The sequence below is a fragment of the Shewanella sp. M16 genome (assembly GCF_018224605.1).
GTDB classification, from domain to species: domain Bacteria; phylum Pseudomonadota; class Gammaproteobacteria; order Enterobacterales; family Shewanellaceae; genus Shewanella; species Shewanella oncorhynchi.
Map to the genome: position 1 here is coordinate 81413 of NZ_JAGTUL010000002.1, position 18985 is coordinate 100397.

Genomic DNA, 18985 nt, shown 5'->3' on the forward strand with positions numbered 1-18985 from the left:
GAATTTATATCACCAATATAGTTAGTGATCTAATTATATTAAGGCATTTTATCGGCCAAATATCAAGCTTCTATTGGATTTAAATGGTTTTGGCGGTAGCACGAGAGTGGCTTTTTCGGCGGAAAATAGTTTGAGAACTGACTATTTTTCAGAGATGTTTTTCTGCTCGGCGATACTGTGGGCGGTACGTTCGAAGGTTAAGGTGATGCGTTCAAACATCCCAGTAATCAGAGTGAATTGTTCGTGGGGTAACGGGCATTGCGCCAGCGCTTGTAATAAGGCTTCGCTGCTGGTGTTAAACTCTTCTGCGACTTGGCCGTGGGCGCAGGCGATAAATGCCTGACCTAAATTGTGTTGCCAGAGGTTGAGTGCATTTTCTAAGCCTAAGTCTGAGTGCGTATCTGAAATCCCCTGCAACATGCGCCGCATTCGAATCGACACATGGCCTAGATTCAGTGCAGTGAACACCAGATCGGTAAATACCCTCGAACTCTTGCCCGAGCCTTTTTCGTAACTGGCTATCCGCAGCAGTCGATCGCCCATGCGGGCGTTAAACCAAGGCTCAGGATCATCATGCTGCGCGATATGCACCAGATCTTTTTGGATAGATTGCAGCAGACGATATTGCATCAGCCGCTGGCTAGGTTCGGTAATCAATTTAAACAACCAATACAGCACAGTGACGCCAACAAAAATCGCTAAGGCATTGCTGACAGTGTTTTCTATCGCAAATGAAATGGTATTACTGGGCTGTACTAATACCGCAAATGGCACGCAAATCCCGAGACCATAGGGCAAGGTCGGTCGATTCGCTAAAGCGAGTAGCCCAATAAAAAAGGGGCCTGCGAGCACTAAAATGAGGATTTCGAAATCGCCGCTACTCTCTGCCAGCAAAGGTAAAGCGTAAAACACTGTGAGGGGCACAGCGATAGTGATACCAACAAGAATACGGCGCAAAATCGTGGTTAGTATCGGCAGTGGCTGGCGCGCCATCATGATGGAAAAGACCACAGGCATCAGGATCATCATGAGTACCGCACTCGACCCTGTGCCAATCCACAGCGAAGCACCAATGACAAATACCGCCATGCTGCGTAGACCGGTCGTAAACCCTATCAGTGGATCTCGGTGAAATTCCATTGGCGGCGCATTGAGTTGTACCGCAGAATTGCTTGTCAGTACGTTATAACTCTTGAGCACCATGATCAGATCGGCGCTTAACTCCATCGCAACTTTGAGTAAGCGAGTCTCTAATGGGCTTCGGTCGCGGTATTGCATCAGGTTTTGTTGGAGTTGATACCTTAAAGTACGCGCCATTTTGTAGCATTCTTGGTCATCAGTGGATTGCGCCATCAGGATAAAACTGCTGCGCATATTGGCTAAGGTTTTCGCGAGCGGTTCGCTAACAAGATGGGAATGATTACGTTGTAGTCGGCCAAATATTTGGATTGCCGCCAACAGCGAAAGGGTTTTATTGCAGAGAAAGTTTGCCGCATGGCTTTGTCCGCGTCCTTCTGGACCTTCATAAATCACCGCGCTGGAGTCGTCACTCAGCGCCGATACTGATTCCATAATAGTGTCGATATGTTCATGGCGGCTCGCATGTACGCCCTGTAAATCGAGTTCTAATGCAAGATAGTTAAGTGTTTGATTAATTGTGTTTTTAGCATGCAGTTGCAGACCATGTTTTACCTTAGTCGGCCACAGTAGCGAACTGACCAAGACGGCACAAATTGCGCCGACGATAATTTCGCTGATCCTCGCCTGCGCCACATCGAATATTTTTGCACTATCGGCTGTGCTCGGGCTCGCCATCACAATGAGCACTATCAAGCAGGCTGTCATGCCCGCCATAGCAAAGGCATAGACAAAGTTTTGCTGGCGCACCATGGCCGACAACCCAGAATTTAACCCTATCCAGCAGGCGAGTAATCCTAAGGCGAGTTCGGGATAGGGCGTAAACCCGTTGAGTATGGCAATCCCTGCAAGTGCGCCGACTAAGGTGCCGCCAATTTGGCATAAGCCCTTTTCGATCACGAGTCCACTTTCGGGGCGAATTTGCAAAAATACCGCTGACACCAGCGCCCAATATGGCCGTTCTAAATTTAAGAACATGGCCACATATAAGGCGAGCGCCATCGAGATCACGCCTTTAATCGCGAAGATGAGGGTTCGTCGGTCAGGAAAAAATAAACTCTTAAGTAACAGCGTCATAATGACTATTTGTCAGTCTGTAGCTGGATGGAAACTGTCATGCCGACGCTCAGCTCTATGTCCTTAGGAATGCTATCTAGCTGGATATCGACCGGAATCCGCTGCGACAACCTCACCCAATTAAAGGTTTGGCCGATTTGCGGCAATAACTGCCCATTAGCGGTGACATTGGTATTTGCAATCGCCTTACCTATGCTGACCACTTTACCGTGCAAGACATGGCCGCCACTCATCAGGCTGACATCGGCGTTTTGACCTATGTGAACCAAGGGGATTTTGGTTTCTTCAAAATACCCTGTGATATAGAGGGAGTCTTGTTTGACCAGCGAAAATACTGAGTTGCCTTTGCTGACATAGTTGCCATTACGCAGGCTTAAATTGATCAGGGTGCCATTTTCAGGAGCGTGAATTTGCGTTCGCGCTAAGTCAATTTTGGCGGTATTTAATTGCGCCTGTGCGAGCTCGTAACTGGTTCTTGCCAGTTCGGTATTGATAAAGGCTTCGTCGAAGGTTTCTTTGCTGACTAAGTTGGCGTTGGTCAAACCGATACGGCGTTTGTATTTGTGTTTTGCCAGTTCCCATGCCAATTTTTGGCTTTCCGCTTTGGCATTCAATTCGGCAATGGTGGCCTTGTAGCGGGTATCGTCCACTGTGAACAATACATCACCTTTATTAACGACTTGATTGTCTTTTACATTCAGTTGGTTTACCCAACCGGATACATCTGGCGCTATGGTAATGATTTCGGCGCGAACTCGGCCGTCGCGGGTCCAAGGAGAATAAAGGTAGTGCGACCATATCCAATGTCCGGCGATACCTGCAATCGCGACCACAATAAGGGTGAGGCTGATACGAAAGATTTTTCCCATGAACAATCAACTCCCAAGCAAGTAAATGACCAAAGCCAGATAGCAGATAAACAGCCCAACTTCGAACCAAGCTGCGCGCCACAGCTTGTGATAGAGCCCAGTTTGATAGAGTACCCAGCGAGTGATGCAGGAAAGCAGAAAAGCTAAGGGGATAAAGATAATTAATGGACTAAATAACAAACCATCGAACGCGAGTTCTTTAAGCATTACGCTATTCATCCCGATAACAGTGGCGCAGCGATAACCGCGCTAGGTGTTTAAAATGCAAAGTACTCAGTCGAGATTATAGGAAAGTCGCGTGAGAGTTAATGGTTTTATGTTATCTGTGATCAATTAGGGCCAGCATAAGCTGGCCCTAAATATGATGAAATCAAAGCGAAAATCGCTTCTACCTCATAGTAACAAACTCTTCCGCGCCCGTTGGGTGGATAGCAACGACCGCATCGAAATCGGCCTTAGTCGCGCCCATTTTCATGGCGACGCCGAAACCTTGAAGGATTTCGTCCATACCAAAACCAATACCATGAATACCGACGACTTTTTCGTCATTGCCAGCGCAAACTAACTTCATCTTACAGGCTTGGCGATGGGCCGTAACGGCGGTGTACATGGAGGTAAACGTCGACGTATACACTTTGACGTTATCGTCGCCGTATTGAGTGCGCGCTTCTGGTTCGGTCAAGCCCATAGTGCCGATTGGTGGATGGCTGAACACGACCGTTGGGATCAGGCTGTAATCCATTTTGGCATCTGTCATACCGTTAAATAAACGCTCGGACAACAAACGGCCCGCTTTAACCGCAACAGGGGTGAGCTCTACGCCGCCCGCCATAATGTCGCCGACACAGTAAATCCCTTTGTGAGTTGTATTTTGCTGCTCATCAGTGATGACATAGCCTTTGCTATCTAATTGCACTTCGGTATTTTCTAGGCCGATATTGCCTGTTGCAGGTGAGCGGCCAATTGCCCAAATTAGGCAATCGACTGTAATGCTTTCACCGTTTTCTAAGTTTAATGTCAGGCTGTCATCGGCATTTTTAACCACGGCTTTTGGCACGCTATGGGTGTGTAATGTCGGGCCTTCGGTTGCCATCGCATCGACGAGAGCATCGACTAATATAGGGTCAAAGTTACGTAGCGGCGCATGTTTACGCACTAATAAGTGAGTTTCACTGCCCAGAGCGTGTAACACGCCAGCGACTTCAACGGCGATATAACCCGCGCCAACAACGGCAACGCGCTTAGGTTGCTCGCGCAGGGCGAAGAAACCATCGGAATCGATACCGTATTGCGCGCCAGGAATGTTCGGAATCGTCGGCGCGCCGCCAGTGGCGATAAGAATATGATCGGCGGTGTAATGTTCGCCGTCCACTTCGATGGTGTTGCCATCCACAAAACGGCCGTAGCCATTTAACAGCGTCACTTTATTGTTGGCAAAACCACGGCCATAGGCATCGTGAATGCGACCAATGTAGGCTTCGCGGTTTTCGACCAAAGTGTTCCAATCGAATTTATTAACAGTGACGTCGAAACCATAATCTTTGGCGTAAAGGTTCATCGCTTCGGCTACATGGGCGCCATACCACATGACTTTTTTGGGTACACAACCTACGTTTACACAGGTGCCACCCACGTGTTTGGCTTCGATGAGTAGAACCTTAGCACCACGCATTGCCGCTCGGTTTGCTGAGGCGATACCGCCGCTGCCTGCGCCTAGGCAGATATAGTCAAAATGTTGAGCCATGAGTTTCTCCGTCTTACTTCAAGGATGAGATGCTTTACAGCAGAAGGTCATTGTAGGGGGCTTTGCGGTAACAGACCAGCCTATTGCATCACTAACGTATAAGGCATTGCTTTTAATAAAAATACTCCTAAAGTTGCATTCAGTTGTTATCGCGTGGCTGTTTCGCGGCGATATTGGCACTTAGAGTGATCGTTTTGAGCTGGGCCTTCTGCACCACATTTCAAACATTGCCACTCCTTTTGGCGGGCGCTGAGTTCATCGGCTTGATGCTTAGCAGCGTTATCTTGCTTGTTGCCGAGAAGGGACTCTAGCTGATCCATACGTTTATCGAGCCAACGGCAATTAGGATCATTGGCGACATGTTCACGACTGGCGAGCTGTTGTTTGCGACTGAGTTTTTTACTCTTAGCGGCTTTGTTCGATTGAGTGGCTTTAGTTGATTTAGTGGTTTTGGATGGCTCTGCGGGGGTGACAGTGGGGGGCGAATACTCGAACGCACTTTGCACTTGGTTAGGCACATTAATCGGCTTACCTTCATTGTCGAGCAAAGTGCCTAGGGGCAAAGGCGCGGTTTGTGCCGGTTGCGCTAAGGACTCTAGACTCGGTTCAGGCTCAGATACCTGCTGCGCATTTGTCGAGTTTGTCACTGGGATAAAAAGCAGGGGCAAGGTAATGACAGCGGTTCGGATAAGATAGAAATGATGCGTTAACATTCCCTGTTCCTCGGCAAAATCAATGTGAATAGTGAGTCGCTCCGTCGACATTTTGAGTTTAGTTAGTGAGCTTTGTTTTTGCCAAATGTCACGGGATAAATTGACAGAGGAAGGTTGCAATACAGCGCTAGAAACACAGAGCTAAAACGACGTTAAAACGTTATCGCAAAGTGAATGCCGGCATAGGTTTGATCCTGCGAACTCATATCGCCATTGGCTGAGGCTTCTTGCTCAATATCACTCTGGGCAATGCTGTGGCTAATGTGTCCGCTAATACTCATGCTTGGGGTCAGTTGATAATTCGCTTCGAGGCCAAACTGCAGGTTATTACTGCCATCGTGTTCTTCTGTGCGGTATTTAAAATCAAACCCTTGAGTGATATAGGGCGTGAGGCTGAACTGGTCTGTGATATTCCAATAACTGTGCAAACTCACTTCAACAAAGTAGCCTGCCGCTTCTGTGGAATAGACATAACTCACCGATGGTACCAACCAAGCTGTGGCGCTGTAGGCGAGTTCTGCAAATAGCTCGTTATCTTGGCAGCGGCTATTGCTATAGCCTTCAATGCGCTGATATCCCAGATTGGCCTCTAGGTTTTCGGCTAAGTTGAACCCATATTCAAGGCCGATATTCCACTCTGTATAGGCTTGGCTATCACCGCGTCCGACTAAGGCATAAGTGGTTAAGTTGCCGTGTTGAACGGCAGCATTGAGCCAATAAATACCCCCATTTTGCAAGTTATTGCGACCCTGTGAGACATATTTGCTGTCCCAACCTAAATCCAGCATCACCGCCAAAGGTTCTGTCATCTGGCGGGGTAATATGGTGTTTGAAATACTATCGACTTGTTCTAGGCCCTCATTAGCAACTGCGTTGTGACTAAGGCAGTTGATCCCTAATGTGCAGAGGACGCTGGCGATAAGTTTCACTGAGTGTGTTGCCATATTTTTGCTGATTTTGGTCGAGGTACGTTAGTTATGCAGATAATACCTTGTCCACATACAAACATTAATGCGAATTGATTCGATTTGCGATCGAGATTGCAACAATGTGTAGGTAAATAAAACGTAAATCCTAAATGCGAACTAGTTCACTTTTTTTCAGGGGAAATAGGGTTAAGTAAGGCGTTCGAAGGGGACAATCGGTTTTCTCGCCTTGATAAATAGGCCATTAGCCCTTATTTATAACAGATACAGATTGTTGAGGAGTCAATATGAGCAACCCTTTGCTTAGCGGCGCAAAATTACCGCTTTTTTCACAGATTAAACCGGAACATATTCAAGTCGCCGTTGAGCATGCCATTGCTCAGTGCCGCACTAAGATTGATGAAGTGCTGCAGAACCAAGGTCCTTTTACGTGGGACAACTTGGTCGCGCCATTAGAACAGGTTGACGATGAGCTAAGCCAAATTTGGTCGCCCGTTTCTCATATGAATTCAGTGACTAGCACAGATGAGTGGCGTGCCGCCCATGATGCTTGTTTACCTCTTTTATCGGAATACGGTACTTACGTTGGCCAACACCAAGGTTTGTATCAAGCCTATAAAGCGCTGCGAGCATCCAATGAATTTGCACAATTGAGCCAAGCCCAGCAGATGGTTATAGAGCACAGCCTGCGCGACTTTGAACTATCGGGTATTGGTTTAGATGACGCGCAAAAAGTGCGTTATGGCGAGATTGTAAAACGTCTTTCTGAACTCACCAGTGGTTTTTCGAATCAATTACTGGATGCGACGCAAGCTTGGACTAAGTTGATCACTGATGAAGCTGAGCTTGCTGGTTTGCCCGAGTCTGCCAAAGCCGCCGCTAAAGCGATGGCGCAGTCGCGTGAGCTAGAAGGTTGGTTATTTACCTTAGATTTCCCCTCTTATCTACCCGTCATGACCTACAGCGAAAACCGCAGTCTTAGGGAAGAATGCTACCGTGCGTTTGTCACTCGCGCTTCAGATCAAGGTCCCAATGCCGGAGAGTTTGATAACAGCCCGCTGATGGACGAAATTCTTGCTTTGCGCCACGAACTCGCATTGTTACTCGGTTTTGATAGTTTTGCTGACAAATCTCTGGCGACGAAAATGGCTGAAACACCGGCGCAGGTGATGGCATTTTTAAATGAGTTAGCGCTGCGCTCAAAGGATCAAGCTAAGGCAGAACTGGCTGAGCTGAGAGCGTTTGCCGAGGCCGAATATGGCGTGACTGAAATGGCCTCTTGGGACTTAAGTTTCTATGCTGAGAAGTTGCAGCAGCATAAGTATGAGATTTCACAGGAAATCCTGCGTCCGTATTTCCCCGAAGATAAAGTGCTCTCGGGGTTGTTCTACACAGTATCGCGTTTGTTCGGCCTTAAAATCCTTGAGCAAAAGGATTTTGACCGATGGCATAAAGACGTGCGTTTCTTCGATATTTTCGACGAAACTGACGAACACAGAGGTAGTTTCTACCTCGATTTATATGCCCGCACGGGTAAACGTGGTGGTGCTTGGATGGATGACTGCCGTGTGCGCCGTCAAACCGCTAATGGATTACAAAAGCCAGTGGCTTATTTGACCTGTAACTTTAATGGTCCGGTCGATGGCAAACCCGCGCTGTTTACCCATGATGAAGTGACAACCCTGTTCCACGAATTTGGCCATGGTATCCACCACATGCTGACCAAAATCGATGTTGCAGGCGTGTCGGGCATCAATGGTGTGCCTTGGGATGCGGTCGAGTTACCAAGTCAATTTATGGAAAACTGGTGTTGGCAGGAAGAAGCATTAGCCGAAATTTCTGGCCACTTCGAAACGGGCGAGCCATTACCTAAAGCCTTGTTGGATAAAATGCTGGCGGCGAAAAATTTCCAGTCTGGCATGATGATGCTGCGTCAACTCGAGTTCTCATTGTTCGATTTTAGAATGCACCACGAATACGACCCAGCTAAAGGCGCGCGCATACAAGAAACCTTAGACGAAGTGCGTCGTCAGGTGGCCGTATTAACGCCGCCGGATTTTAACCGTTTCCAACATGGATTTGCCCATATTTTTGCGGGCGGTTATGCCGCAGGTTATTACAGCTATAAATGGGCTGAAGTGCTCTCGGCGGATGCGTTTTCCCGTTTCGAAGAGGAAGGTATTTTCAACCCTGAAACGGGTCGTCGCTTCTTGCACAATATCCTCGAAATGGGTGGTTCAGCCGAACCTATGGACTTGTTCAAACAGTTTATGGGGCGCGAGCCGAATATCGATGCCCTGTTAAGACATTCAGGCATTGCTGCATAAGCAATTGTGAGTTTTGATAAATCAGCCCATTTTAATGGGATGATTATCTGAGGGTATTTAGCTTAATCGAACGATAAAAAGACGCCCTAGGGCGTCTTTTTTGTGAGCTATATCTCGCTTGCCCTGTGGTATGACCTCTGTTAGCCTGTGGCTCTTATTTCAAGGGCGGCGCGTTATGAATCTGTATTTTCGTTTGTTTTGGTTGTTATTCTGGCGCACGCGTCATTGTCGTAAGATCGATTTTCTAGGGACAAGCCGTATCACTTATCGTGCTTTACCGAGCGATTGCGACATTAATTTCCATCTCACTAATTCTCGCTATCCCGCGTTTATGGATCTGGCGCGGACTAATATGTTGGCTGAGATGGGTCTGCTGAAACGTTTCTTAAAGTTGAAGTGGATGCCGATAGTCAACGCCGCCGAATTTACTTATATTCGCGATATTAAGCCGCTTAAAACCTTTGAGATTGAAACCAAAGTCGTCGGTTGGGATGAAAAATATTTCTATATTGAACAACGCTTTGTGAGCGAACGTGGCCTACATTGTATCGTTCATGTGCGCGGTGTGTTTGTGTGCAAAGGTAAGCAAGTGCCGCTAGATGTGTTAGTGAAAGAGGCGGGTTATACCGATGCTGCACCTGAGTTGCCGCCCGAAGTCGTGAAGTGGAAAGCGTTTTTGCAGTTGAAGAAAGAACGCAATATGTGATTGTGTTGAGGCATGACTTACTCGCTAAGGTATGCCTCTTATTCCTGCCGTTTCCTCCATCTCAGCCAGTAACACCTCTTCTTGTACTAACATCCAAGCGCCACGCAGTTGTGCCTGTTGCCAATAGCGAACGATTTCATCTAAATCCAACAGGTTTAGATGTTGGAAGCTATAGCTTAAACAAGGGATTAGTGCACAGTCGGCTAAGGTAAAACTGTCGCCACAGACCCAATGATGTTGTGTGAGTTGCGCGTCTAAGCGTTGAAACTGTGTCAGTAGTTGCTTCTCTAATTGTTTGATTTCGAATTCATTGCTGTCTTCTATATGCTTTAACTTTTCTAATTGAAATAATGGGTTGTTAATATCATTGTCTATGATGCGATCGAACAAACGTACCTGTAAGTTGCGTTGTGGTTCTTGTGGCAGCAGCTGGGTACTGTTTTCAAAATGCCTATCTAAGTACTCGATAATAATGCTGGATTCGGGTATCAGCTGTTCATTTTGGGCTTTAAGCAGGGGGATTCGCGCTTGCGGATAACGTTGGTGAAATTCCTTGCGAGACAAAGGGTCGCGTAGATCTATGATTCTGGGATAGAAGTTGGCCTGCTTTTCATAAAGTGCGATGAGCACTTTCTGTGAATAGCGTGATAACGGGTGATAAAAAAGCTCCATAGGCACTCACTCCAAACCCAGTCTTTTACGGACTTTACGTTTTAACTTTAGTCGTAATTGAAGCGCTTGCTGTAAGAGTTTTTTTAAAAAATGCTGGAATAAACACAATTTTTCTTGGCAAAGCCAAGTGATCCATCAGGGATAAAAATCGGTATTATGAGCCCATATAGAAAGTGTCGGGATTTAATCATTTTAAAGGTAATAATATGAGCCAGTTAGAGCGTTTTTCATCTATTTATGCCAGAGCCAGTGAGCGCAAAGGCGGACCTGCTGGACTCGAAGCCTTATTGTCTGGTTGCCTGTCTGATGATGAAATTCGCCAATATCGGGATGCTGAATTATTGTCGGCGATGAGCCGTCAGGTGTTTCAAAGTGGTTTTGTATGGCGGGTGGTTGTTAACAAATGGCCCGAGTATGAGAAGTCTTTCTTTGGGTTCGAACCGCATAAAGTATTAATGTTATCGCCTGAGCAAATTCAAGCGCGGGCAAGTGATGCGACCTTGATTCGCCATCTTAAAAAGACTCAAGCCATTTATGATAATGCTCTGATGATCCACGATGTTGCTCGCGAACATGGCAGCTTGGCGCAGCTGATCGCCGCTTGGCCGACGCAGGATATTATCGGGTTGTGGGCATTTTTAAAGAAACGCGGTACCCGACTGGGCGGCAATACGGGCCCCTATTTTCTGCGCGGTATTGGCAAAGATACTTTTTTGTTAACCGATGATGTACAAGGCTATTTTAAAGCACATAAGTTAGTCGATACGGGTTTTTCATCACAAACGGCGCTTAAACAAGTGCAAGCCGTATTTAATCAGTGGCAACAGGAGTCGGGTCGTTGTTTGGCTGATATCAGCCGTATTTTGGCTTGCAGCGTGGGCGATAATCGAATTTAGTCCTGTTAAGTTGTGATTGAAGATGAACAAATTAGTTTTAATAGACAAATATTGCTTTGCTAGCAAGATTTTTCATTACAGAAGCATTATTTGTGGGAGTCTGAGTTTCATTTAATGGGGTATTAATCTGAATTTCGGGTTTGCTCCGTTTTGGGGTAACCACTAAAATAGCCCGCTAGCTATTATTTGTGACTGTTTAATTGTGTGGCGTTACCTCATAACGCTGGCGCTGCATTTTAGCCGTGCACAAATAGTAGATGTAATAAACTGCACAGCAATCCGCTATCGGATGTATTCATGTTTTTACGCACAAGCAGTCTGAAGCCAGCTCTTTGCTTACTCTCTTTCGGTATTGTCAGTCTTGATAGGGTCGTTTTTAACGACTTGATGCTGAGAGTGGCCTGAGTAAAAACAAGCGCGCTGCGTTTTCGTCTCTATGTACAAATTATTGCAACAAGTGACGGTTAAGCTAACGTCATTGAGCTGTGGGCCTTGGCCTGCCGCAAGTCTAGAATATGAACAGATTTGCAACATATTCAATATGGAGTAGGCTTATTGGGTGTTTTACGGCATATCCCCCTAACAATGCCACTCAAAGTTAACCGATTTTTTAAATCGAATAACAATTCGATGAATATAGTAATGCTGAATGAGTGAAAATTTTCATTAGTTTACAATTTAGTTTCGTTATCTTCCTTGTTGATTCATATAGGCTATGAGATAAATAACGGATTTGATTTTAGTTACAATTACGGCTCGTGTCAGCGCAATAAGTGTACTGGTATGTGGGCAGTTAATATTTGAAGGAGTTCTCATGCGGCAGACAATTAAACTTGCCTCAGTTATAAGCGTGGCGTTATGGATGGCAGCTTGCAGCCCTCAAGAAGAGAGCGCTCAGGCGGGTGCTGGTCCACGTAGTATGGAAGTGGGAATCCTTAATGTTGTTGCCCAGCCACAAGTGATTCAGGTGGAATTACCAGGACGCAGTAAAGCTTTCCTCGAGGCTGAAGTTCGTCCACAGGTTAACGGTATTATTACTAAGCGTAGTTTTGTTGAAGGTGGCAATGTGAAACAGGGTGAATCTCTGTATCAGATTGATTCTTCAACTTATAAAGCTGCTTTAGTGAGTGCCAATGCTGATTTAGCCAGAGCGAATGCGGGCTTAGCCTCAGCAAAAGCTAAGGCGGCACGTTATCAGCAATTGGTAAAAACCAACGCCATCAGTAAGCAAGAGTTCGATGAAGCTGAAGCGGCATATAAAGAAGCATTGGCAAATGTAACCGTGGCTGAAGCTGCGATTAACACCGCTAAAATCAACTTGCAATATACTGAAGTATTAGCGCCTATCTCTGGTCGTATCGGTAAATCGAGTGTGACTGCGGGTGCGTTAGTCACTGCCAACCAGAGCCAAACGCTGGCGACGATTCAACAACTTGATCCTATCAATGTGGATATCGCGCAATCGAGTGCTCAGTTGTTACGTCTTAAAGCTAAGTTGCAGCAAGGTAAGCTACAAGCTTCAGAAAATGCAGACGTGAAATTATTGCTTGAAGATGGCACTCAATATAGTCATCCGGGTAAGTTGCAGTTCGCTGAAGTGAGCGTGGATCCAAACACTGGCTCAGTTATTCTGCGCGCAGAATTCCCTAACCCTGAAGGTATCTTGTTACCTGGCATGTATGTTCGCGCTATGTTAAATGCGGGCACTGATCCACAGGCTATCTTGGTTCCACAAAAAGCGATTACGCGTAACTCTAAGGGTGAAGCTGTGGCTATGGTGGTGAATGACCAAGGTTTAGTCGAAGCGAAAACAGTGACGACCGCAGAAGTGATTAACAACCAATGGCGAGTCACTTCTGGTTTAACTGTGGGCGACAAGTTGATTGTGGAAGGATTACAGAAAGTTCGTCCCGGCGCTCCAGTAACCACCAAAGTTATTTCTGAAACGCAAGCACAATAGGGCATAGCTATGGCACGTTTTTTTATTGATCGCCCCATCTTTGCGTGGGTGATCTCCTTGATTATTATGCTGGCGGGGATCCTTTCGATCCGCTCGCTGCCAGTGTCCCAATATCCTAACATTGCACCACCGACCGTGGTGATCAGTGCTAACTATCCTGGCGCTTCCGCTAAGATTGTTGAAGATTCTGTGACTCAGGTGATTGAGCAACGTATGACGGGTATCGATCACCTCCGTTATATCGCCTCAGCCAGTGACAGTTTTGGTAATGCTGAGATCACTTTAACCTTTAACGCTGAAGCCGATCCGGATATTGCACAGGTTCAAGTGCAGAACAAGTTACAGGGCGCTATGACCCTGTTACCGCAAGAGGTGCAGGCGCAAGGGGTTAACGTTAACAAGTCGAGTTCAGGCTTCTTAATGGTATTAGGCTTCGTATCGACCGATGGTTCGTTAGATAAAGGCGATATCGCCGACTATGTTGGTGCGAACATTCAAGATCCTATGAGTCGCGTACCTGGCGTAGGTGAAATTCAGCTGTTTGGTGCCCAATATGCGATGCGTATATGGCTAGATCCGTTGAAATTGACTCAATACAACTTGACCAGTTTAGACGTTATCGCTGCGATTCGTTCTCAAAACGCTCAAGTTTCAGCTGGACAGCTAGGTGGCGCGCCCTCTGTGGCAGGCCAAGAGTTGAACGCAACGGTATCGGCTCAAAGCCGCTTACAAACGGCAGAAGAGTTCCGCAAAATTATCCTTAAATCGGATATTTCAGGCGCAAACGTCTTCCTAAGTGATGTGGCACGGGTTGAATTAGGTTCTGAAAGTTATGCTGTGGTGTCACTGTATAACGGTCAACCTGCGACAGGGTTAGCGATTAAGCTGGCAACGGGTGCTAACGCGCTTGATACTGCTGAAGCTGTTCGTGAAAAAATTGCTGAGATGAAACCTTTCTTCCCGCAAGGGCTAGAAGTTGTTTATCCATACGATACAACGCCTTTCGTTGAAAAATCGATAGAAGGTGTAGTACATACCTTGCTTGAAGCTATTGTACTAGTGTTCATCATCATGTACCTCTTCTTGCAAAATTTCCGCGCAACTTTGATCCCGACTATTGCAGTACCTGTGGTATTGCTGGGAACCTTTGCGATTCTGTCGTTAGCGGGTTTCTCGATTAACACTTTAACCATGTTTGCTATGGTGCTCGCCATTGGTTTGCTGGTGGACGATGCGATTGTGGTGGTGGAAAACGTCGAGCGGGTAATGGCCGAGGAGGGCTTAAGTCCACTGGAAGCGACGCGTAAGTCGATGGATCAAATTACCGGTGCTTTAGTCGGTATCGGTCTGACCCTCTCCGCAGTGTTTGTCCCTATGGCATTTATGTCAGGTTCAACGGGGGTTATTTATCGTCAGTTCTCTATCACTATCGTATCTGCGATGGCGTTGTCTGTTCTAGTTGCTTTGATTTTAACTCCTGCACTTTGTGCGACTATGCTCAAACCGATTAAGAAGGGCCATGCTCATATCGAAACTGGCTTCTTTGGTTGGTTTAACCGTAGTTTCGATAAACTGACTAATCGTTATGAGTCGAGCGTTGCTGGGATCATCAAGCGCGGCTTTAGAGTGATGGCGATTTACGTTGTGCTGGTTATTGCAGTGGGTTGGATCTTTATCCGTATGCCTACGGCGTTCTTACCAGATGAAGACCAAGGTATTTTGTTCACGCAAGCCATTTTGCCGACTAACTCAACTCAAGAAAGCACCTTAAAAGTATTGGAGAAAGTGTCTGATCACTTTATGGCTGAGGAGGGAGTGAGATCGGTGTTTAGCGTGGCGGGCTTCAGTTTTGCGGGTCAAGGGCAAAACATGGGTATCGCCTTCGTTGGTTTGAAGGATTGGTCTGAGCGTGAAGCGTCTAGTATGGATGTGAAGTCTATTGCTGGTCGCGCTATGGGTGTGTTCGGTCAGATGAAAGATGCCTTAGTATTTGCCTTCGTACCGCCTGCGGTAATCGAGTTGGGGACGGCGAACGGTTTCGACATGTACCTGCAGGATAAGAACGGCCAAGGCCACGAGAAGTTAGTGGCGGCACGTAATCAACTGCTTGGTATGGCGGCACAGAATCCAAATCTGGTGGGTGTGCGTCCAAACGGTCAAGAAGATGCGCCAATTTATCAATTACATGTAGATCACGCTAAGTTGAGCGCGTTAGGCATTGAAATCACTAATGTGAACAATGTGCTTGCAACGGCTTGGGGTGGTTCTTATGTGAATGACTTTATTGACCGCGGCCGCGTGAAGAAAGTATATGTGCAAGGTGATGCCCAGTATCGTATGCAACCGGGAGATTTAGATTCTTGGTACGTGCGCAATAACAAGGGTGACATGGTGCCATTCTCTGCGTTTGCCACTGGTGCATGGGAATACGGTTCTCCACGTTTAGAACGCTTTAACGGCTTACCATCGATGAACATTCAGGGTGCCACGGCTCCTGGTTTCAGTACCGGTGCAGCTATGACAATTATGGAAGACTTAGCCAAGCAGCTTCCTCCTGGTTTTGGTGTCGCGTGGAACGGTCTATCGTATGAAGAACGTCTATCGGGTAACCAAGCACCAGCGCTGTATGCTCTGTCAATCTTAGTGGTCTTCTTAGTATTGGCAGCACTCTATGAAAGCTGGTCGGTACCCTTTGCAGTTGTGCTCGTGGTTCCGCTCGGGATCATCGGTGCCTTGATTGCAATGAATGGTCGCGGCTTGCCAAACGACGTGTTCTTCCAAGTGGGGCTGTTAACCACAGTAGGGTTAGCGACTAAGAACGCCATCTTGATTGTGGAATTCGCTAAAGAGTTCTATGAGAAAGGTTCAGGCTTAGTCGAGGCGACCTTACATGCGGTGCGTGTGCGTCTTCGCCCCATCTTAATGACGTCTCTAGCCTTTGGTCTGGGTGTTGTGCCGTTAGCTATCAGTACCGGTGTAGGCTCTGGTAGTCAAAACGCCATTGGTACAGGTGTACTCGGCGGTATGATGAGCTCGACTTTCCTAGGGATCTTCTTCGTACCATTATTCTTCGTGATAGTGGAGCGTCTCTTCAGTAAGCGCGAGAAGAAAGGTAAAGAACAGAAGCCAAACTCAGCTGAATAAGCTCGATCGTTTCTAAACTTCTAAACTAAAGCCCTGCAATTGCAGGGCTTTTTGTTATTTTAATGCTGTTAGTTATAAAGATGGATAGGCACTGTGCGCGAGTTCTGGCATATTGCGCTGAGGCAGTTAAGAGGACGAAACATGGATGATGCTGCGTTGGAATTGCAAAAACTAGATGCACTCATTGCTAAGGGTAAGATGTACGTCAGTTTGGTCTTTGGCGTATTGTTCTGGGGTATGCTGACGTCCCTCGTGGTCGCCTTAATACATTATTTTATCTCGGGCGATCCATTTTGGGCGGAACTGCAAAGAGCGCTCTATATTTATCCCATTGGCGGTATTTTATTTGGTTGGTTTGTGTGGGTGCAGATTAATCGTAAGCGAGATAAACTTCGCGCCCAATAGTATCAATAGTTCTGGTTAAGCTGAGTGTAGGAGTGACATGGTGTTTTCGTGGGGTAATCTTGCCACTAAGCAACTTATCGTGGGAATGGTATGCCATGGCATAGCGCTGGCATTTTTGGCCTATGGCGTTTATGCATTTTACTTGCAGGAGCTTGTACTACCAGAGTTAACTCGCTGTGTCGGTGCTGCAGTGTTATTTGTGGGCATGGGGCTAGCCCCTCAATTATTTTTTATGTCAGTGAGCCAGATAGTATCGCAAGCTGAGGACACGACATTAAAATCTACCCTACAGACCTATGTGTTTAATCTAGGTATTTTTTTGATGATCTGCAGTCTGTTAATGGAATGGCTATACGAGTAAAGTTATCGAATAAAGAAAGGGCGTCGACTTTATCATCGACGCCCTTTTTATTGCGGTTAAGGCGTGTAGTAAGTCGCGGCTCCCGGCCCAACGGGCAGACCAAAGCCAAATACCCACAGGAAGAAGAACGCTGTCCAACCCACGAAAAACACGAGCGAGTACGGCAGCATAGTGGCGATCAGCGTACCTATCCCTAGGTTTTTCTGGTAACGACAGGCAACCGCTAAGATCAAACCAAAGTAGCTCATCATAGGTGTGATTAAGTTAGTCACCGAATCCCCAATACGGTACGCCGCTTGAATCGTTTCGGGCGCATAACCAACCAGCATCAGCATAGGCACAAAAATAGGAGCGGTAATTGCCCACTGGGCCGAGGCGCTGCCAAGCATCAAGTTGATAATGCCGCAGAGCATAATAAAGAATAAAAATACGATCGGGCCCGTCAAGCCAATGGATTGCAGTGCATCGGCACCTAATACCGCCAATACTGCGCCTAAATTACTCCAGTTGAAGAAGGCGACAAACTGTGCAGCGAAGAAGACGAGGACGATATACATGCCCATAGTGCTCATGCTGTGGGACATGGCATTGATGACATCTTTATCATTTTTGATGCTGCCCACGACTTTGCCGTAAATAAAGCCCGGTATGGCAAAACAGATAAAGATAAAGGCGACTATGCCCTTGAGGAATGGCGAACCTGAGATGAGACCGGTTACAGGATGGCGCAGCGGTGCGCCTTCTGGTACGACTGAAATCGCTAAAATAACCGCGAGCACTAACATAGATAACCCAGCCCATTTTAAGCCGCGTTTCTCAATAGCACTGATGCTCTCCATCGATTGCAGTACGGTTTCGTCTGCATCATCATCTTGGTATTGACCTAACTTAGGTTCGACGATTTTCTCTGTGACAAAGGCGCCAAGGAAAGTGATCACAAAGGTGGAGACAAACATGAAGTACCAGTTTACTTCTGGGCCGACGTTGTATTGAGGATCTATCATGCGCGCCGCAGCTTCGGTAATGCCCGATAGCAAGGGATCGACAGTACCAAGCAATAAGTTAGCGCTATAACCTCCTGAAACCCCGGCAAAAGCGGCAGCTAAACCTGCAAGTGGATGGCGGCCAAGGGAGTGGAAAATCATCGCCGCCATAGGGATAAGTACCACATAGCCAAGCTCGGCAGCGGTGTTGGACATTATGCCGGCAAATACTATGGTCACAGTGACTAATCGTTTAGAGGCGCCCATGACTAAAGCACGCATAGCCGCAGATAATAAGCCAGAGCGTTCGGCAATCCCGACGCCGAGTAGCGCCACGAGCACAGTGCCGAGCGGCGTAAAGCCAGTAAAGTTGGTCACCAGATGCGAGACTATCATCCGCAAACCTTCGGCGTTCATCAGGCTCACCACATGGATTAAACCGTCGGCACTGCGGCCGTGTGAGCCAATAGGTCTAGGATCGACTACGGTTAACCCAAAGTAGCCCGCAATACCTGAAATAATGATCACTGCAACACAGAACAGTGCGAATAAGGTGATTGGATGGGGCAGCAGATTGCCTAAGCGTTCAACAATATTGAGAAAACGTACAAACCAACCACTAGAGCTGATATCGCCCTGTTGTGGATTGGGTTCAGAAGCTTTTTGTGGGGGAATATCGCCGGAATTAAAACTCATCGTCCTTCCTTTATGTCGACCTTTACGCAGCGCAATATTTGGACCCTATAACAGACTCGAGACATTGCCGACGGCCGATTGTGGATGATGTGGCTGAGGGGATAACTCTAGGTGCAAGACTCGGAGTGAAAGCTAAGGTAAAAGTTAAAAAATTAGCGGCAAAGTATGATTGTTAAGTTTTAATTGAAACTTAAATGTTGCTATTGACTGTGTTGAAGTGAGGAGGGCGAAAATTAGGATAAAAAAATGGACTCTCGAGGAGTCCAGTATTCACGAGCAAAATTGGATGCTCTAATGTTGTGCCATATCACTATAGACGTTGTTTGCTGTATCGGAGCTGAATATCGATAAATTTATAGGTTAAATGCT

Annotated in this window: 15 protein-coding genes; 7 read left to right on the forward strand and 8 right to left on the reverse strand. The window is 46.8% G+C overall.

All coding sequences use genetic code 11. The features are described 5' to 3' along the window. Nucleotides 1-141: 141 nt before the first annotated feature. From KFE26_RS01715 to KFE26_RS01740, 6 genes are all read right to left on the reverse strand, one after another. Complete coding sequence (locus KFE26_RS01715; RefSeq protein WP_212599470.1) at nucleotides 142-2214, reverse strand: FUSC family protein; 2073 nt, start codon at nucleotides 2212-2214, stop codon at nucleotides 142-144. 5 nt (nucleotides 2215-2219) lie between these two features. Beyond that, on the reverse strand, nucleotides 2220-3083 hold the full coding sequence (locus tag KFE26_RS01720) for an HlyD family secretion protein (protein WP_212599471.1): 864 nt from the start codon (nucleotides 3081-3083) through the stop codon (nucleotides 2220-2222). 6 nt (nucleotides 3084-3089) lie between these two features. Beyond that, nucleotides 3090-3290: a DUF1656 domain-containing protein gene (locus KFE26_RS01725; protein ID WP_105250710.1), complete on the reverse strand. Its 201-nt coding sequence runs from the start codon at nucleotides 3288-3290 to the stop codon at nucleotides 3090-3092. 181 nt (nucleotides 3291-3471) lie between these two features. Then, the gene (gene gorA / locus KFE26_RS01730) at nucleotides 3472-4827 is read right to left on the reverse strand and encodes a glutathione-disulfide reductase (RefSeq protein WP_212599472.1); all 1356 of its coding nucleotides are present in this window, start codon (nucleotides 4825-4827) and stop codon (nucleotides 3472-3474) included. Between the two features lie 146 nt (nucleotides 4828-4973). After that, on the reverse strand, nucleotides 4974-5540 hold the full coding sequence (locus tag KFE26_RS01735) for a hypothetical protein (protein WP_212599473.1): 567 nt from the start codon (nucleotides 5538-5540) through the stop codon (nucleotides 4974-4976). 152 nt (nucleotides 5541-5692) lie between these two features. Continuing rightward, nucleotides 5693-6484, reverse strand: a complete 792-nt coding sequence (locus KFE26_RS01740) for a hypothetical protein (protein WP_212599474.1) — start codon at nucleotides 6482-6484, stop codon at nucleotides 5693-5695. Nucleotides 6485-6753: 269 nt separating this feature from the next. Here KFE26_RS01740 and prlC point away from each other — a divergent pair, with 269 nt between their 5' ends. Continuing rightward, nucleotides 6754-8793, forward strand: coding sequence for an oligopeptidase A (gene prlC, locus KFE26_RS01745; protein ID WP_105250706.1), 2040 nt, complete (start codon nucleotides 6754-6756; stop codon nucleotides 8791-8793). 175 nt (nucleotides 8794-8968) lie between these two features. After that, entirely contained in the window at nucleotides 8969-9499 is a 531-nt protein-coding gene (locus KFE26_RS01750) for a thioesterase family protein (protein ID WP_212599475.1), read from the forward strand. Nucleotides 9500-9523: 24 nt separating this feature from the next. Here KFE26_RS01750 and KFE26_RS01755 read toward each other — a convergent pair whose 3' ends face one another. Next, complete coding sequence (locus KFE26_RS01755) at nucleotides 9524-10171, reverse strand: glutathione S-transferase family protein (RefSeq protein ID WP_131524442.1); 648 nt, start codon at nucleotides 10169-10171, stop codon at nucleotides 9524-9526. A 206-nt stretch (nucleotides 10172-10377) separates the two neighbouring features. On the opposite strand from KFE26_RS01755, the gene KFE26_RS01760 reads away from it, so the two are divergent. The 5 genes from KFE26_RS01760 to KFE26_RS01780 all read left to right on the forward strand — a co-directional run bounded on the left by KFE26_RS01760 (nucleotide 10378) and on the right by KFE26_RS01780 (nucleotide 16937). Beyond that, complete coding sequence (locus tag KFE26_RS01760) at nucleotides 10378-11067, forward strand: DNA-3-methyladenine glycosylase I (RefSeq protein WP_131524443.1); 690 nt, start codon at nucleotides 10378-10380, stop codon at nucleotides 11065-11067. Between the two features lie 814 nt (nucleotides 11068-11881). After that, the gene (locus KFE26_RS01765; RefSeq protein WP_105250703.1) at nucleotides 11882-13027 is read left to right on the forward strand and encodes an efflux RND transporter periplasmic adaptor subunit; all 1146 of its coding nucleotides are present in this window, start codon (nucleotides 11882-11884) and stop codon (nucleotides 13025-13027) included. Between the two features lie 9 nt (nucleotides 13028-13036). Next, the gene (locus KFE26_RS01770) at nucleotides 13037-16171 is read left to right on the forward strand and encodes an efflux RND transporter permease subunit (protein WP_212599476.1); all 3135 of its coding nucleotides are present in this window, start codon (nucleotides 13037-13039) and stop codon (nucleotides 16169-16171) included. Nucleotides 16172-16312: 141 nt separating this feature from the next. Further along, nucleotides 16313-16576, forward strand: coding sequence for a hypothetical protein (locus tag KFE26_RS01775; protein ID WP_212599477.1), 264 nt, complete (start codon nucleotides 16313-16315; stop codon nucleotides 16574-16576). A 37-nt stretch (nucleotides 16577-16613) separates the two neighbouring features. Further along, nucleotides 16614-16937, forward strand: coding sequence for a hypothetical protein (locus KFE26_RS01780; protein ID WP_168826200.1), 324 nt, complete (start codon nucleotides 16614-16616; stop codon nucleotides 16935-16937). 56 nt (nucleotides 16938-16993) lie between these two features. Here KFE26_RS01780 and KFE26_RS01785 read toward each other — a convergent pair whose 3' ends face one another. Beyond that, nucleotides 16994-18616 carry an AbgT family transporter gene (locus KFE26_RS01785; RefSeq protein WP_249195560.1) on the reverse strand — a complete coding sequence of 541 codons (1623 nt, stop codon included), beginning with the start codon at nucleotides 18614-18616 and terminating at the stop codon, nucleotides 16994-16996. Nucleotides 18617-18985: the final 369 nt, after the last annotated feature.

Coding starts and splice junctions, on each gene's coding strand:
- KFE26_RS01760 (WP_131524443.1), top strand. CDS start 10,378: ATGAGCCAGTTAGAGCGTTTTTCATCTATTTATGCCAGAGCCAGTGAG.
- KFE26_RS01775 (WP_212599477.1), top strand. CDS start 16,313: ATGGATGATGCTGCGTTGGAATTGCAAAAACTAGATGCACTCATTGCT.
- KFE26_RS01770 (WP_212599476.1), top strand. CDS start 13,037: ATGGCACGTTTTTTTATTGATCGCCCCATCTTTGCGTGGGTGATCTCC.
- KFE26_RS01765 (WP_105250703.1), top strand. CDS start 11,882: ATGCGGCAGACAATTAAACTTGCCTCAGTTATAAGCGTGGCGTTATGG.
- KFE26_RS01750 (WP_212599475.1), top strand. CDS start 8,969: ATGAATCTGTATTTTCGTTTGTTTTGGTTGTTATTCTGGCGCACGCGT.
- KFE26_RS01735 (WP_212599473.1), bottom strand. CDS start 5,540: ATGTTAACGCATCATTTCTATCTTATCCGAACCGCTGTCATTACCTTG.
- KFE26_RS01720 (WP_212599471.1), bottom strand. CDS start 3,083: ATGGGAAAAATCTTTCGTATCAGCCTCACCCTTATTGTGGTCGCGATT.
- KFE26_RS01755 (WP_131524442.1), bottom strand. CDS start 10,171: ATGGAGCTTTTTTATCACCCGTTATCACGCTATTCACAGAAAGTGCTC.
- KFE26_RS01740 (WP_212599474.1), bottom strand. CDS start 6,484: ATGGCAACACACTCAGTGAAACTTATCGCCAGCGTCCTCTGCACATTA.
- KFE26_RS01725 (WP_105250710.1), bottom strand. CDS start 3,290: ATGCTTAAAGAACTCGCGTTCGATGGTTTGTTATTTAGTCCATTAATT.
- KFE26_RS01780 (WP_168826200.1), top strand. CDS start 16,614: ATGGTGTTTTCGTGGGGTAATCTTGCCACTAAGCAACTTATCGTGGGA.
- gorA (WP_212599472.1), bottom strand. CDS start 4,827: ATGGCTCAACATTTTGACTATATCTGCCTAGGCGCAGGCAGCGGCGGT.
- prlC (WP_105250706.1), top strand. CDS start 6,754: ATGAGCAACCCTTTGCTTAGCGGCGCAAAATTACCGCTTTTTTCACAG.
- KFE26_RS01715 (WP_212599470.1), bottom strand. CDS start 2,214: ATGACGCTGTTACTTAAGAGTTTATTTTTTCCTGACCGACGAACCCTC.
- KFE26_RS01785 (WP_249195560.1), bottom strand. CDS start 18,616: ATGAGTTTTAATTCCGGCGATATTCCCCCACAAAAAGCTTCTGAACCC.